This window comes from Bartonella henselae str. Houston-1 (assembly GCF_000046705.1).
Classification (GTDB): Bacteria; Pseudomonadota; Alphaproteobacteria; order Rhizobiales; family Rhizobiaceae; genus Bartonella; species Bartonella henselae.
Window position 1 is genome coordinate 1880214 of sequence record NC_005956.1, and the last position, 14387, is coordinate 1894600.

The 14387-nt window shown below is 37.9% G+C and carries 14 protein-coding genes; 8 read left to right on the plus strand and 6 right to left on the minus strand.

All coding sequences use genetic code 11. The annotated features are described in order from the left end of the window. Positions 1–233: 233 nt before the first annotated feature. The 3 genes from AYT27_RS09610 to thiD form a co-directional block, all read right to left on the minus strand. Complete coding sequence (locus AYT27_RS09610; RefSeq protein ID WP_263283916.1) at positions 234–356, minus strand: hypothetical protein; 123 nt, start codon at positions 354–356, stop codon at positions 234–236. Between the two features lie 855 nt (positions 357–1211). After that, positions 1212–1781, minus strand: coding sequence for an NADPH-dependent FMN reductase (locus tag AYT27_RS08505; RefSeq protein WP_011181389.1), 570 nt, complete (start codon positions 1779–1781; stop codon positions 1212–1214). Positions 1782–2457: 676 nt separating this feature from the next. Beyond that, positions 2458–3321, minus strand: a complete 864-nt coding sequence (thiD, locus tag AYT27_RS08510; protein ID WP_011181390.1) for a bifunctional hydroxymethylpyrimidine kinase/phosphomethylpyrimidine kinase — start codon at positions 3319–3321, stop codon at positions 2458–2460. A 131-nt stretch (positions 3322–3452) separates the two neighbouring features. Between thiD and AYT27_RS08515 the strand changes: the two genes are divergently transcribed. The 3 genes from AYT27_RS08515 (at position 3453) to AYT27_RS08525 (ending at position 7411) form a co-directional block, all read left to right on the plus strand. Further along, positions 3453–4259 carry a lysophospholipid acyltransferase family protein gene (locus tag AYT27_RS08515; RefSeq protein WP_011181391.1) on the plus strand — a complete coding sequence of 269 codons (807 nt, stop codon included), beginning with the start codon at positions 3453–3455 and terminating at the stop codon, positions 4257–4259. Positions 4260–5237: 978 nt separating this feature from the next. Continuing rightward, on the plus strand, positions 5238–6344 hold the full coding sequence (locus tag AYT27_RS08520; RefSeq protein WP_011181392.1) for a D-alanyl-D-alanine carboxypeptidase family protein: 1107 nt from the start codon (positions 5238–5240) through the stop codon (positions 6342–6344). 5 nt (positions 6345–6349) lie between these two features. Continuing rightward, positions 6350–7411: a CobW family GTP-binding protein gene (locus AYT27_RS08525; RefSeq protein ID WP_011181393.1), complete on the plus strand. Its 1062-nt coding sequence runs from the start codon at positions 6350–6352 to the stop codon at positions 7409–7411. Between the two features lie 996 nt (positions 7412–8407). On the opposite strand, the gene AYT27_RS08535 is transcribed toward AYT27_RS08525, so the two are convergent. From AYT27_RS08535 to AYT27_RS08545, 3 genes are all read right to left on the minus strand, one after another. Beyond that, positions 8408–9151: a L,D-transpeptidase family protein gene (locus AYT27_RS08535; RefSeq protein WP_011181395.1), complete on the minus strand. Its 744-nt coding sequence runs from the start codon at positions 9149–9151 to the stop codon at positions 8408–8410. 37 nt (positions 9152–9188) lie between these two features. Beyond that, the gene (locus AYT27_RS08540; protein WP_011181396.1) at positions 9189–10145 is read right to left on the minus strand and encodes an acetyl-CoA carboxylase carboxyltransferase subunit alpha; all 957 of its coding nucleotides are present in this window, start codon (positions 10143–10145) and stop codon (positions 9189–9191) included. A 73-nt stretch (positions 10146–10218) separates the two neighbouring features. Then, positions 10219–11157, minus strand: coding sequence for a site-specific tyrosine recombinase XerD (locus tag AYT27_RS08545; RefSeq protein ID WP_011181397.1), 939 nt, complete (start codon positions 11155–11157; stop codon positions 10219–10221). Positions 11158–11415: 258 nt separating this feature from the next. On the opposite strand from AYT27_RS08545, the gene AYT27_RS08550 reads away from it, so the two are divergent. The 5 genes from AYT27_RS08550 (at position 11416) to AYT27_RS08565 (ending at position 14374) form a co-directional block, all read left to right on the plus strand. Beyond that, a complete protein-coding gene (locus AYT27_RS08550; RefSeq protein ID WP_011181398.1) occupies positions 11416–12048 on the plus strand; it encodes a shikimate kinase in 633 nt (210 codons plus the stop codon). After that, positions 12023–13156 carry a 3-dehydroquinate synthase gene (aroB, locus tag AYT27_RS08555; protein WP_011181399.1) on the plus strand — a complete coding sequence of 378 codons (1134 nt, stop codon included), beginning with the start codon at positions 12023–12025 and terminating at the stop codon, positions 13154–13156. Before AYT27_RS08550 ends, aroB begins: the two co-directional genes overlap by 26 nt. Before the next feature lie 266 nt (positions 13157–13422). Further along, complete coding sequence (locus tag AYT27_RS08930; RefSeq protein ID WP_155245601.1) at positions 13423–13572, plus strand: hypothetical protein; 150 nt, start codon at positions 13423–13425, stop codon at positions 13570–13572. Further along, entirely contained in the window at positions 13569–13964 is a 396-nt protein-coding gene (locus AYT27_RS08560; RefSeq protein ID WP_011181400.1) for an MliC family protein, read from the plus strand. The genes AYT27_RS08930 and AYT27_RS08560 overlap by 4 nt, the downstream gene beginning before the upstream one ends. A gap of 17 nt (positions 13965–13981) precedes the next feature. Next, a complete protein-coding gene (locus tag AYT27_RS08565) occupies positions 13982–14374 on the plus strand; it encodes an MliC family protein (RefSeq protein ID WP_011181401.1) in 393 nt (130 codons plus the stop codon). Positions 14375–14387: the final 13 nt, after the last annotated feature.

The following is a 14387-nucleotide window of genomic DNA, read 5'->3' on the forward strand; positions in this document are numbered from 1 at the left end:
AATGAATCCTTTTTATCTTCTCTTAAAAGTCACAATTAGTAATGAAAAACTCCCTAGCAGGAATCGCTTTATGTGAGACGTTATACGAAATAAATTATCTTCACCCTTGTATAAATTTAAATTGGCTTAAGTTTTTATCTCTCTATCTCTAATACGTCTTACAAACGATAAATGGTTTTTTATTGATCTTCATCCATAAAACTTCAAATTCAGGTAAACACATCGTTTGTCTTTTAAGCTTTACAACTACCTCTTTGACCGCATTTATGGATAACCAGCATAGCATCTGCTGCAGCAAGAGCTTGTACAACGGCTCTCTTTTGTGCATCAGAAAAACACGCATTCAAATTACGCATCTCAACCGCCCATTACACTTTTAATATATCGGTAGTTTTTCCTCTTTAGTGATTAATGACTTTAACTCTTCTACAATGTCTTCTGCTTCATCATATGATATTGTTTTGTGCTCGCTAATTGTATCAACCATAAATTTGTCTTGCACAATTTCCACACTGATAGGCATTTTAGCTTAAACTTTTATGATTCATTCTTTCTAAACTTTGTGCGAGATACCCTCCAGCTAAGCCACAGAAACATCTTGACCAGCTTTTATATTACCCTTTTCATAACAAGTACTTGCGTTTCAAAAGAATATACAAAAAATTCCTCATCCCCATCGCCCTCTCAAATAATCACGATTTTAGTTCATTCACACAACTCTTCCACACGAATTTTTATTGCGTCTAATATCTGTTAGCTTATCTCTTGGTCGGTAAGTGACCATCAACCATTTGAAGTTGTTTTTCGTCCTAACTTAACTAATATGAAACCTCCCTTATTTCTATGTATGCAATTAACAATCATTTTATCCATGAACGTTGAAACCAAAAACATGAAGAATACATAGTGGCTTAGCCAAAAGAGCCAACAATTAATGCGCAAAAAATGTATAAGCAGATAAACGAACCCACAATATACAAATTTTAACCCATGCCATTGCGTCACAGCTTCTAAAAACTGTACCCCCACAGCTGCACAATAATGATCCAGCGGTACAAACATATAGTTTTTTGCAGTGCCTCAAGCTGAACTTGATGAGAAAAAAAGCGGCGTGACAACAATCACTTCTTGCAGCTCTAGCTATTAACCAAAGGGGAAAGTATTCCCGTGTCGCCTACCACTAAATAACGATAACGATATTGCTCAATTTTTTATCCTATGATCTCTCTCTTCTGGTTTAAAAATTCGCACATTTCATCAGCAAGCCGCTCACAACGCTCCCGCACCTCTTCACTTATGATTTTCCATGTACGACCTTCATCATCCGATGCAAAATCTTGCTTAGCCGAAGTAACTTGACATTGCAGCGGATAACCATAAAGCGTGCGCACCACCGGCAATAAATGTTCACAAGGTTGTGCACATTTTTGGACTGTACTACCATGAGAGATAAGCCCAATCGGTTTTCTTAAAAAGGCATCATAGGTCAAATGATCAAGAGCATTTTTTAAAACACCCGAATAAGACCCTTGATAAAGAGGACTCGCAAGAATAACACCATCAGCCGCAGCGATTTTTTTAATAAACTGACGTACCGCAGCGCTTGGATTATCCTCTACATGGCTATGATAATCTGGATCAACAATCGGCAAGGGCTGTTCACGCAAATCAACCCAATTAAGCGATGCATCCCGCATCAAGAGGCAATCAGCCAAGCAATGGGCTAAAGTTCTTGTTAATGATGGTTGACGTACAGACCCCAAAATAATCGTAATATTCAATAGAATTCTCCTTTATATTTTCTCCATATTTTCTCCCGGCAAATCTAACTAAATGACTGATATAAAAACGCCATCTATCATAACAGTAATTGTGATGACATAGCGTGGTCTAAAATCAATCAACATTCACAATACTGTTGAAAAAACAAATACGAAAAAAGAACTTGGAAGTGAAATGAGAATAATAGCTCTCATAAATTCTAAAATTCCAGACTAAGAAAGATCTACTGTCTGTATTGTATAACTAATAAAGATACTTCTATTACCAATTAATGCTTATAGAGAGCTTTGTTCATATTTGGTTGTTTTTAAAGCACATTAAATTCTTTGTTTAATTTTTTTTCAAAGGTCTTTTAAAGGCTATCTCCCGAGTTTTTTCAAACTCTTTAAAAACCTTCTTTTATTTTTGTATCAAATCCTGATCTTCGCGATTTTTTACTCTTTTTTTGATTCTTAGATATCAAAATCTATTTTAATAAAACTCTCATTGAATGATAAAAAGTAGTCATAAAAACAGGAAATGATCACCTTTTTTTTCCTCATCCCATCTTTTTCCATTTAGTAAAAAACCGCCTGTCAAACGACACTTATTTTGATTAGTTTTTGTATAACCATGGAAAGTATAACAACGAAACATACAACAGAGCAGAAAATTTTTGCTTTACAATTATTTGTTTCATACATTCTTCCATAATTCATAAAAATGGTGAAGGGGACCACGTCCTTTCCCTACTTGTAAAGCACTTGAGGTAGATAAAGCCCCATTTAAATAGTCTTTTGCTTGTTTAACCGCATCAACCAAAGGCTTTGTAGGCAACAAAGCTGCGATGGCAGCTGAAATAGTACAACCTGTACCATGATCATGAGTGGTTATAAAACGAGGGGCTTCAAGCATGACAAGATCTTCACAATCACAATAAAGATCTGGACTAGAATAATCATAATTCGCCTCATTTGTACGAGAAAAAACGTCCAAATGCCCACCCTTCAAAAGAACTGCATGACACCCTAGAGTCAGAAGCTGTGGACCATATTGGTACATAGCGTCTAAAGACCACTTTACCTCACATCCCAACAATAGAGATGCCTCAGGTAAATTTGGCGTGATCAAAGTTGACATCGGCACAAGAACATCACGCATAATTTCAATCGCATCAGACTTTAAAAGGACATCGCCACTTTTTGCCACCATAACGGGATCAAAAACAATGAAGCGCGCTTTGTGATAAGCAAGACGTTCTGCGACAGTCCGAGCAATTTGAGCATTTGCTACCATACCAATTTTAACAGCATCAACATGAATATCTTCAAAAACCGCATCAATTTGGTCAGCAACAAAAGAAGCATCCAACGCCTGAAAAGCACGTACACCTTGAGTATTTTGTGCAACCACAGCGGTCACCACACTCATTCCATAGGTTTTCATAGCTGAAAAAACTTTCAAATCCGCTTGCATTCCAGCGCCACCAGAAGGATCTGTTCCCGCAATAGATAAAATCCGTGGAATAAAAAGAGTGTCTTGGCTAACCTGTAATTTCATCCACCCTTTTCCTTATATTCTAAACATCAAAAAAGAAACCATCCCCAAATTAGATATTAAAAAAAACATAAAAGAGAGGTGTTTTCCAGTGTCAAAGTAAGTTATATAAACAATCTTCTTGTAGATATTAAATGGAAAATTTAGTGCTTATCCTTCGTTCTTTTCTTTTTACCCTCGCTTTTTATACAACGACTTTTATCCAGATGATTCTTTACGCTCCCATCTATTTTTTAATGCCACGCAAAAAAGCATGGATTGTCCCTAAAACATGGGCGCGTGTCACACTTTTTTTGCAAAAATACATTGCAGGCACAAACTATGAAATCGAAGGTTTAGAAAACCTCCCCAAAGGAGCCTACATCATCGCTCCAAAGCATCAATCTGCGTGGGAAACCTTTAGCCTTGTCCCCTATTTTGAAGACCCGGCTCTTATCCTAAAACGTGAATTAACGTGGATTCCATTTTTTGGCTGGTATATGGCAAAAACACAAATTATCCCCATTAACCGAACAACACCTATTAAAGCCTTAAAAACCATCATACAAAAAGCCAAAGAAAAAGCAAAACAAGGGCGCCAAATTCTGATCTTTCCCGAAGGAACACGCCGACAGCCAGGTCAAGAACCAGATTATAAATCAGGAATTGTTGCTCTCTATCATGAATTGGGACTTCAAGTTGTTCCCATTGCACACAATGCCGGCTTATATTGGCCACGTAGCAATTTTCGCCGCTATCCTGGAACAATCCGCGTTCGCATTCTTCCCCCCATAGACCCAGGTTTAAGCAAGCGTGATTTTCTAGACCAACTCATCCAAAAAACAGAAAAAACCTGTGATGAATTGCTTTTATTAGCAGCACAAGACCCTACCCCTCCACCTATGCCTCCCTGCGCTCTTAAAAAGCTTCAACAACTGAAGGACTGTAAAGCAAAAAATTGATTTATAAAGATAATCTCTCAATTTACCTTTTAAATTGAGAATATTAAATACGGTAAATTTTTTTCATTTCAAATCCTCTGATTCAGAATTAAAAAATATCTGTTTATACCTCACACGAGGAAATGATGGAGGAATATTGTTTAAAACAAAGATTCAATTATACTTTTTATGAACTATCTTAGTAAGAGCAAGTGCTATAACATTGAGAGCCTAGAAACAAAGTGTAATAACAAGATATTGATTTATAGGAATAATTTATCATTTTGCATGTTGAATGAACGACCAAAATATCATAAGATTCTCTCACCTCAAACCCTCTCATAATGAACAAATCAAAATCATTCGCTTGCACATCACAAGCAACGTTAGCATGTAGGTAAAAACTCTTTAAGAAAGGAGTAAATATGCTTCTTATGACCCACCTCAATGCAAGGGATATCGCAACATTTTGAACTGACAAAGAGAATGATAGCACACAGCGTTTACCTTCAAAGCATAAAGGCGGTAGTGCACAATGGCTTTATCATTATACTCTTCACAAGCGGCCTCGTATAATGCCGACGCATCTTTTCAGTAAGAATAAATATGGTAATAACCAAGAGCTCTCCCTTGCATCAATACTGCCAAGAAATGCCATTGTCAGGAAAGTGAGCTTTTTAAGCACAACCGTAAATGAACAACAGAATAGCTTACTGTTCTTTCGTGAAAGAGGCAATCCTCTGAAAAAAGAACGCAAAAAATAAAAATGTAAGCTCCTCAGCAATATTCATGATTGAAAAGAAAATATTCTTGATATTTTTGAAAGCCGTAAAACCGCATTAAAGGAAGATTGTAAAAAATGAACACTGGTTTTTACCCCCGAAGAAAAACAAATAAGTCATTAACCATTTTTCCTCGCTGATTATGGACTCAAAAGCATTGTGTGCTAAATTGAAATAATTCTAAATCACTATAATAAGAAGGAATTGGATTCACTTAATGCAGCGACTCCTCTATAAATTGTTTTTGTCTTTTGTTTTAAGCTTTACAAGCAGCCTTGCTCTAGCTCAACCCTTTATTTCTGTCGATGTTAAAACTGGACGCATTTTAGAACACAATCAAGCCTTTGAGCGTTGGTATCCTGCTTCCTTAACAAAATTAATGACCGCTTATGTTATTTTTCGCGCCATGAGTCGAGGAGAAATTTCATCCAACAAACACATCACCATTAGCGAATATGCGGCAAAAGCGCCCACATATCGTTCAGGTTATAAAGCTGGTTCTGTTCTTACACTTGATACAGCATTAAGTATCACCATGGTTAAATCGACCAATGATTTAGCCATTGCCATGAGTGAAGCAGTTGCTGGTTCACAGAAAGCCTTTGTGAAAAAAATGAATGCTGAAGCTCAACGTCTAGGGATGTTTGGAACCCATTTTGCCAATGCAAGTGGCTTACCAGATCCAAATAATTATTCCACAGCGCGTGATATTGCTCTTTTAGCAATTCAGATTCGCAGAGAATTTCCTCAATATGCCCATTATTTTTCTATTCCAGCCATTGATTTTGGTAACAAACGCAAGATCCAACCCAATTCAAATAACCTCATTGGTCGTTTTGATGGAATAGACGGTATGAAAACAGGCTTTATTTGTGCATCTGGCTTTAATCTTGTTGCCTCAGCGACCCGCAATAAACGCACAATTATTGCTGTCATTTTAGGATCTAAAAACATCAGTGAAAGAGAAAAAAAAGCTGCAAAACTGCTTGAAACAGGATTTTCGCGTCAAGGATCGTTACAATTAACACTAGAAACACTCGAGCCTTATGGCACTAAAATGACCCACGCAAGAGACATGAGACAACAAACATGCACGCCTGAAGCCGTAAAAATGAATGCGAATTCTTATGATGACCAAGGAAATATTATCCTCACTTCACCTTTTATAGCGCCTCCACCTTCTTCTGTTCTTCCTTTACCAGTAAGACTCATTAGTACACCAAAGAAACCTAAAGTCAAAGGAAAACCACTAAAAAAAATTTCCATTCCAAGTAAAAAACACACAAATCACGCCCTGAAAAAGGCCGTACACCACACGCGATAATTCTTATGAAAACAAAGCGCATTCCTCTCACGCTTATTACCGGCTTTCTAGGCTCGGGCAAAACGACTTTGCTCAACCGGATGTTGCGCGATCCTCTTTTGGCTGACAGCGCTGTTATCATCAATGAATTTGGTGACGTGAGTATTGATCACCTTTTGGTTAAAAAAACAACAGAAGGGATCATTGAACTCGCTAATGGTTGCTTATGTTGTAATTTACGCAGTGATCTCATTGATACATTAATCGATTTGATTGATCGCGTTCATACAGGACATCTCAAAAAACTCAATCGCATTATCATTGAAACAACAGGAATGGCTGATCCCGCACCTATTTTACAAGCTCTGCTAAATCATCCACTTTTAATGCAAACATTGTCCATCGACGCTGTTCTTGTAACATTCGATACATTAAACACGCTTTCCATATTCAAACGCCACCCTGAAATACACAAACAATTATCACTTGCTGACAAAATTATCCTCACAAAAACAGACCTTACTCATCCAAAAACGCTTTCAAACACGCTTCTTACCACACTCAAAGCAATTAATCCTATAGCGCAAATCATCGATGTTCATTCTGACCATTTCTGTTCAACTGCATTCATAAGTAAAATATTATGGGATGAAAAAACAGAAAACACGCGGCTTAAACAATGCTGCTCTATTGCTCCACACGATCATACGCACCAATCGACCATTCGTGCTTTTTCTCTAGACTATGAAGAGACCATTGATTACGCCACCCTTGATACTTTTTTAGATCTCCTAAAAAATTTTTATGGCGCAAAACTATTACGGATCAAAGCAATTATTGCATTGCATGATGATCCCCTACGTCCACTTGTGCTACACAGCGTACAAACATTTTTTCATCCACCAATAAGACTTCCAGCATGGCCAAAAGGAATTACACAAACCCGTTTTGTCATCATTGCCGATGGTATTGAAAAAGAAGCAATACAAAAACTCTTCAATGCTCTTTTAAACAAACCAGCAATAGATACTGCAGACAAAACCGCCATATTGGAGAACCCACTGCTTATTCCAGGAATAAAATTTTAGTTTTTTCTCTAAGTTTCATATGAAGGAAAATTTTCAACCGATAGAGAGAGCAGGTTTTCAAAGAGACTCTAATACATCCTCATTTCCATGTTTTAAGAGTTAAAATTTGAAAGCAAAGTAGAGAATTATAATGTTCCATTTGGAAAGAACAAACACATTACCTAGGTAAAATATTCCGCCAAGTGTAAAGATTGGCAAAGGATATTCCATTTAAAGAATGTTCCATTTATTGAAAATAAGTCTCTTACAAACGCGTGAAAAGGAAAAACTTTATCCGTTGTTTGTGGAGAGTGTTCACGTTACTTTTAAAGAGAAAGCTCAGGGGAAGATGAGATTTTCCTTTATGCTTAAAAAATGGCGTAATATCTTTAAACGGTATGAACTCTTGGTTTCAGAAAGTGATCTCATATCCAATTGAGGAAAAGCTTGTCAAGAAACGATAGACTATAGAGGATCAATATCACCTTTTACCCAGGCTCCTCCCTATGCTACAGTCTATAGATAAGGTCAGCATAAGTGGGAAGCATCGTGAAGAAGCAAGACAAGACTTAACCATGAAGAAGTGATGCTGTGGTTAGTATCTTAGGTCAAGTTTTATGTTGTCTTTTCATGCGGGTGATTGAAATGATATTATCCCAGCATTTTAACTTCTTGAAGAATTTAAAATACATAAGTTATTCCTAATAAAGATTATGTTTCACAGATACGAAAAAGCGGCTGAGGAAGCATAACGACATCTCTTTCTTTTTTTGCCTTTGTTTGTCTCACAACGAAGAAAATAGCGCATAACAATGATAAATGCCTTTATAAAATGGTTTTTTAATAAACTTAAACTTTTTAGAGGGATCTCCTTGTGATTTGATAAAAAGCTTTTTTATGGAACTCCTGATCCCTGCTTTAATTTAAAAACCAGCATAAATGTTCACATGTAACTCTTTAGAAGAACAAAACATTCTGAAAGAGGCAAAAAATCTCTATTTTACGATAAAATAAGACTCATGGTTTTAAGGAAACAACAGTTTTACCAGTATTAAAAACATAACGCTTTTCATAAACATCAACCGTTGGAGGCTTACGATTCTTCTCAAAGAGATCGTAGCCTTTTTTAAGCATCATCCAGAATTGATAATGAGGGTCAGAGCTATGACGCGCCATGTTAGCATCAGTCATGCGGAAAGGAAAAGCCTGCAACTGAAATTTTCGCTGCCCACCTCTAAAAGCATCCCGTGCAAAAGCATAAATTTGTGCCATATTTTTATCGCTCATGGAATAACAACCAGCAGAAAAGCAAGAACCGTGCACCATAAGATTGCTCCCTGTGCGACCATGAGCTTGATCATACAAGTTGGGAAATCCTATATTAAAGGAAAGATAATATTTCGAATAAGGATTCATTTGACTTGCACTAATAGTATAAAAACCTTCTGGTGTCTGAAAATCCCCTTCCTTATATTTAGGTCCAAGCTGACCTGACCATTTGCAAATGTCATAGCGGGCTATCAGCACAAAAGATCCTGAACGAGACTGTTTCCAAATTTCGGCAATATTTTCTTCCTTAAAAAACCGCATCATAATCGGCGCATAAGGATCAACATTATACAAAACCATTCTATTTTGAACTTCTCGTGGAAGTGGCTGTTCAACCTTAGCACGAATAGAAGCTGGCAATCGTCCCTCACATGCTGTTAATATTCCAGTTGCAAACAAAACGTATATTATGAGGAATCTTTTGAATATCATCGAATAAAACTCCTATTCAACCCCTCACAAAAACAAGTTATGCTAGAGAACGGCCAATTTGAAGATATTTTTCCCGACGTTCTTGTTTAAGAACATCACCTTCTTTGCCAGCCATAGCCTCTAAAGCAAAAGAGATAATATCACCGGTCGCATCAATCACAGCCTCTTTTCCTCTATGTGCTCCTCCTAAGGGCTCCGGAATAATGCCATCAATAATCTTTAACTGATAGAGATCTTGCGCAGTAATACGCATATTCATTGCCGCATCTTTGGCACGAGTTGGATCACGCCATAAAATAGAAGCTGCTCCTTCTGGAGAAATAACAGAGTAAATTGCATGCTCTAACATATAAACTTTGTTGGCCGCAGCAATTGCTATTGCACCCCCAGAACCGCCTTCCCCAATAACAACCGAAACAACAGGAACTTTTAAACGCAAAGTTGCTGCTGTTGATTGGGCAATTGCTTCTGCTTGACCGCGCTCTTCAGCACTGACACCAGGATAAGCCCCTGCCGTATCGACAAAAGTGAGTAAAGGCAAACCAAAACGATCAGCCATTTCCATAATACGTACAGCTTTGCGATACCCTTCTGGACGTGCAGAACCAAAATTGTAGCGCAAACGTGTTTGCGTATCATGACCCTTCTCTTGACCTATGTAAGCGACTGCTTCACCTTTAAAGCGTGCGAACCCTGCTTGGATAGCCTCATCTTCAGCAAACTTGCGGTCTCCTGCCAAAGGTGTAACATCACTGAGTAACCGTGCAGAATAGTCCATAAAATGGGGACGATCAGGATGACGAGCCACTTGTGTTTTTTGCCAAGGCGATAATTTTTTATAAATATCGCGCAATGCCGTTTTAGAACGCATTTCAAGACGCGCGATCTCGTCACTCATATCAAGACTGCCTTCTTCCTGAGAAATCTTTTTTAATTCAAGAATTTTCCCATCGAGATCAGCAACTGGTTTTTCAAAATCAAGATAATTATACATCGCATCCAACTTATTTGGTGTAAGTTATACATTTCTAATTTGCTTTATAAAGTATTTTTCAAAAACATCTTCTTTACCTAGCCTTCTGCTCATCGGCAAGTGGATGATGTTCATTGACTAAACGATAAAGTCCTTCTTCCAAAACATGTGTATAAATCTGAGTGGTTGCAATATCAGAGTGACCTAACAAATGTTGAACGGCACGCAAATCAGCACCATTTTGCAAAAGATGACTAGCAAAAGCATGACGCAACACATGGGGAGAAAAACCACCACTTTTTATGCCTGCTCTTCTAGCGAGACTTTTCAAATCCCGTGCAACGACCTGACGAGCAATATACCCTGTCTCTGAACGTGCAGGAAAAAGATAAAGACTTTCAGCATATTTTCCCTGATCACGCAAGCTTAACCACTGAGAAAGAACTTGACATGCTTTTTTTGATAACAGCACCATTCGCTCTTTTTTGCCCTTACCTCGAACCAAAATACTGTAATCTTTTCCGCGGACAGCCTGCACCGGAAGGCTCACCAACTCACTGATACGCAGCCCTGTTGCATAAAGCATTTCAATCAACAATTGTAAACGCAATGCGCGAAAGTGACCTTTGGACCCATAATCTTCCTGATTGACTTCCAACTGCGCTAAATCGAGCAATTTCGTCACCACATTCTCACTAACAACTTTAGGCAAAGGACGCCCCTGACGCGGTGCATCAATATTATGAGACGGATCATCTGCTCTCAATCCTTCGGCATAAAGAAATTGATAAAACTGACGTAAAGTTGATAAACGACGTGCTTGCGAAGACGCCGCAAAACCAAGAGTATGCATAAGCGACAAAAGACCAATTAAATCTTCTCTTTGTGCTGAAAAAAGTGAAACAGAGTGCGAAAACAATTCGTCTTGTGCCCACTGTAAATCACGTTGATAAGCTGCAAGCGTATGCTCACAAGCCCCTCGCTCAGCACTCATCATCTCAAGAAAATGGTCTATCACAGTATTACTTTTCATTTCATTAATTCGCTTTTGAAGAAAGGTTCCATGAATCCAAAGGGACATCGACATACATATCCACAGTTATCGGTTCAACCCAAACCACGAGAGCGACCATTATACTGAAAAAAACAGTAAGCAAAATGAAAAGAATCATTAAAAATCTGGTCAATGTTGGCATAAGACAATACTACCCCAAAATACTTTATCGCTTATCATGCCTTATAAAGATTAACAGGAATTGACTTTAAAGCGGATAAATGCCGAAATAAAACCATGAAAAGTAATCGACCAAAACATATTCCGATAACAAAAATAAAGAATCAACTTTTATCGTCTCTTGATAACCGAGCACTTGTACTTATTGGTCTTATGGGTGTAGGCAAATCGGTGATCGGAAAACGTATTGCCACCATGCTCTGTTTACCTTTCTATGATTCTGATCAAGAAATTGAAAAAGCTGCACAAATGACTATCACTGAACTCTTTAAAACTTATGGTGAATCAGAATTCCGGGCTCTTGAACAACGCGTTATTCTAAATCTCATGAAAAACAGACCTCTTGTTTTAGCAACAGGTGGTGGTGCCTACATAAACGAAGATATCCGAAAAGCCGTTCATAAAAATGGTATATCCATATGGCTTAAAGTCGATCTTGATACCCTCATGCAACGTGTCTCAAAGCGTCCAACACGCCCACTTCTTCAAACAGAAAATCCTAAAGAAACTATGCAAAAACTCATGAAACAGCGCTATCCTATCTATGCAAAAGCAAACTTAACAATTAACAGTCATAAGGAAAACCGTCAAACCGTAGCACAAAATGTCATACGGTCTGTACAACACTACCTCGATACAGAAAAGAATGATAGGAATAACCAGCATGCAAACCAAAACTGTCACTGTTAAAGTAGACAAACACTGTTACGATATCATTATTGGTTCAAGTTTGGTTGCAAAAGCTGCTTTGCAGATTAAACATTCTCTTCACAGAAAAAGTTTTCATCAAACGCGTTTAGCAATTGTTACAGATACAAATGTTGCATCTATCCATTTAGAGATATTACAAGAAGAACTCACAAAAAATAAAATTCATACTGTTCCAATTATTGTTGAAGCAGGAGAACAATCAAAATCATTCTCAACCCTGCAAACTGTCATTGATAAAATTCTTGCTGCACGTCTAGAAAGAGGTGATTGCGTTATTGCTTTTGGAGGTGGTGTCATTGGAGACTTAGGAGGGTTTGCCGCCAGTATTATACGTCGTGGAATGAACTTTATTCAGATGCCCACAACACTGCTTGCACAAATTGACTCCTCTGTTGGGGGAAAAACAGGCATCAATAGCCAATATGGTAAAAATCTTATTGGTACTTTTTATCAACCACAATGCGTCATTACTGATACTGACCTTCTTGATACACTGCCAGCACGTGAATTTCGCGCTGGTTACGCCGAAATGGTCAAATATGGTCTCATTAACCAGCCTGATTTTTTTGAATGGCTAGAAAAAAACGGACAAAAAGTTTTTTCCAATGGTCCAACACGAATACAAGCCATTGTCCGCTCATGCCAATTTAAAGCAGACATTGTAGCGCGTGATGAATACGAAACAGGAGAACGCGCACTCTTAAATCTTGGTCATACATTTGGACACATGCTTGAAACAGCAACCGCCTATGACCCAAATCGTTTAATTCACGGCGAAGCCGTAGCCATTGGGATGATTCTAGCGCACCAATTCTCTGCTCAACTCAATTTAATAAGTCCAACACTCATACAACGCATTAAAACACACTTTAAAGCTATGAGATTGCCTACGCAGTTAAAGGATATCCCAGGTAAATTACCAAATGCTGAAACTCTGATGACTTTCATTGCCCAAGATAAAAAAGTTTTGCAAAATGATTTAACCTTCATCTTAATACGTGGACTTGGTCAATCATTTATTGCAAAAAATGTCCCCCGGGAAGCAGTTTTAACCTTTCTAGAACAAAAATTAGCGGAAATTGGTTAATTCATATTGAATATAATTGATTCGTTTTTATACTTCTATTAAAAGAGTAAGTATGATGATGTCTGCGTAGCTCAGTAGGATAGAGCACAGGATTCCTAAAGAAATTGGGCGCCTTAAGGAGAAATCCTCAAAGTGGATCTGCTCAAATTCGGGGAAAGCTTCATAGGAGACGAAAACTATATGCCAATCCCGAGCCAAACCTCTCTTGAAAGAGGAGGAAGGTGTAGAGACTGAACGGGCAGCACCTAAAGAGCATACGCTTTACGGTGAAGAGACAGTCCAGACCACAAACAGCTTATAAAGCTGGCGGTGAAAATCGAAGTGGTATGAATCCTGGGGCCGCAGGTTCGAATCCTGCCGTAGACACCATCGTATCAGTCAAATTATTCTTTCTGCTCAGTGAGGAAGCATTATGAAAAAAACTTTACACATTTTAGGATTTTTCGCCGCTTTAAATTTATCACTCTTTAGCTCAAACAATGCCTTCTCTGGTTCTTTAATCATTGAAGTTCCAGATGATCCAGAACCAACAACTCAGACCATTGCCTATGAGTGTAAAGCCGGAACCAATAAAAAACGTGTTGAAGCAATCTATCTAAATGCTGACAATATTTCGTTAGTTGATTTCAAATGGAACAATGATCGCATTATCGCCACCAAAATCATTTCTAATATGGGAATAAAATATGCAGGAGCTCAGTATATATGGTGGAAGAAAAATAACGAAGTCACACTTTATGATCTTTTGGATGATCCAGAGGAAAAAAAACCTATACTCTGTACAGATGAATCAATCTTATTATTCTAAACAACTCAGGAAATATTATGAAAAAACAACCTTTTAATGTACGATTTTTCGTCGCTTTAAGTTTATCACTCTTCGGTTCAATCAATGCCTTTGCGAATTCCTTAATCATTCAGGTTCCAGATGATCCAGAACCAACAACTCAGACCATTTTCTATCAATGCGATATGGGAACAGTTAAAGAGCGTGTTGAAGCAACCTATCACACTGCTGGTACTATTGCGCTTGTTGATTTAAAATGGAAAGATAAGCGCATCATTGGTTCCAATGTCATTGCTGCTTCTGGAGCAAAATATGTAGGAAGCGAATATATTTGGTGGGCAACCAAAAACGAAGTCATACTTTATGATCTCATTAATGATCCTAAAGAAGAAAAACCCATCCACTGTGTAGAAGAAAAAAGCACAGAGTAAAATAAGGCTGTTC

Coding starts and splice junctions, on each gene's coding strand:
- AYT27_RS09610 (WP_263283916.1), bottom strand. CDS start 356: ATGCGTAATTTGAATGCGTGTTTTTCTGATGCACAAAAGAGAGCCGTT.
- thiD (WP_011181390.1), bottom strand. CDS start 3,321: ATGAAATTACAGGTTAGCCAAGACACTCTTTTTATTCCACGGATTTTA.
- AYT27_RS08515 (WP_011181391.1), top strand. CDS start 3,453: ATGGAAAATTTAGTGCTTATCCTTCGTTCTTTTCTTTTTACCCTCGCT.
- AYT27_RS08520 (WP_011181392.1), top strand. CDS start 5,238: ATGCAGCGACTCCTCTATAAATTGTTTTTGTCTTTTGTTTTAAGCTTT.
- AYT27_RS08525 (WP_011181393.1), top strand. CDS start 6,350: ATGAAAACAAAGCGCATTCCTCTCACGCTTATTACCGGCTTTCTAGGC.
- AYT27_RS08535 (WP_011181395.1), bottom strand. CDS start 9,151: ATGATATTCAAAAGATTCCTCATAATATACGTTTTGTTTGCAACTGGA.
- AYT27_RS08540 (WP_011181396.1), bottom strand. CDS start 10,145: ATGTATAATTATCTTGATTTTGAAAAACCAGTTGCTGATCTCGATGGG.
- AYT27_RS08545 (WP_011181397.1), bottom strand. CDS start 11,157: ATGAAAAGTAATACTGTGATAGACCATTTTCTTGAGATGATGAGTGCT.
- AYT27_RS08550 (WP_011181398.1), top strand. CDS start 11,416: ATGAAAAGTAATCGACCAAAACATATTCCGATAACAAAAATAAAGAAT.
- aroB (WP_011181399.1), top strand. CDS start 12,023: ATGCAAACCAAAACTGTCACTGTTAAAGTAGACAAACACTGTTACGAT.
- AYT27_RS08560 (WP_011181400.1), top strand. CDS start 13,569: ATGAAAAAAACTTTACACATTTTAGGATTTTTCGCCGCTTTAAATTTA.
- AYT27_RS08565 (WP_011181401.1), top strand. CDS start 13,982: ATGAAAAAACAACCTTTTAATGTACGATTTTTCGTCGCTTTAAGTTTA.